The 1,099-nt window shown below is 65.8% G+C and carries 1 protein-coding gene; it reads right to left on the reverse strand.

From position 1 onward, the window contains the following. Window positions 1–47: 47 nt before the first annotated feature. On the reverse strand, window positions 48–1,099 hold a 1,052-nt coding region (locus AC097P_RS24695; RefSeq protein WP_479613055.1), incomplete at its 5' end, for a hydroxysqualene dehydroxylase.

Here is a 1,099-nt window from a genome sequence, read left to right on the forward strand (position 1 = left end):
GGCCAAGCCCATTGAGATCGAGCGTTTGAAGGAAGAGCTCAAGCGGGTTATGTCACTGTAGCCACGCCTGCGTGGTCTGCGCGAAGCCCGACCATGGCCTGCCTGCCCGCCGCCCAGCCGCTGCGCACCGCACCTTCCAGCGTGGCGGGGTAGGGGCCTTGCACGTAGTCACCCGCGGCCAGTAGCCCGGGTGCGATGGCCTGGGGCGGGCGCTGCAAGCCGGGTGTGCAGGCAAACGTGGCCTGCTTTTCCACCACAGTCTGCACCGGCAGCAACGCCGGCACACCAATGGGCCCCAGTTGGGCAGCGGCCTGTTGTAGCACCGCAGTTTGCAAGGCCTCGCGGCTGCCATCGCTGGCACTGACCACAAAGGCCAACAAGCCTGTTGGGCCGCCCAGCTGGCCGCGGTCAAACACGAACTGGGCCGGAGCTGATGCCGAATTGCGCAGCGCCAGCATGGGGTGTGGCAGGTTGGCCTGCGGCGCCCACGCGTAGACGGTGGCGATGGCTTCAAAGCGCAGGGCGGCGGCAGTGGCTGCCCAGGCTTGCAATGCGGTTGCTATTGATGTAGTAGCACTATGACTATATTCTGCGAGGGCTACAGCCGCATTTGACGATGATGTTGCCCACACCACGCGGTCAAAGGCCTGGCCATCCACCAGCCAGTGGGGCGCTTGCCAGCGTAGGCTGCCCACGCGGTGGCCCAGGTTTACCTCGCCGCCGCGCTGCGTGATCCATTGGGCCGCGACTACGGGGAACAGGGCGCTTAAATCGGTGCGGGGCAGCAGCAGATGCGAGCCACCACGCACGCCGAACAGCGCGTCTTGCATCACCTTGAGGAACACCTGTGCGCTGGCCTGGTCCGCCGGTGTGTTCAGTGCCGACACACACAGCGGCTCGATCAGCTCATGCAGCACGCGGGGTGCCATGCTGTTACACAGTTGCGTTACGGACCATTCGGGTGCGCAGGTAAAACGCCTGAGCTGCCAGCCCAGCGAGGCCCGTATCAGCGACAGTCGCTCGCCCCAGTTCCAGCCGCGTGCGGTGGCAATGGCCGCAATGGCGTCCAACGGCGCGGGCCAATGCGTGGCATAGGCGG

Source organism: Rhodoferax sp. ZS1R8 (assembly GCF_056521325.1).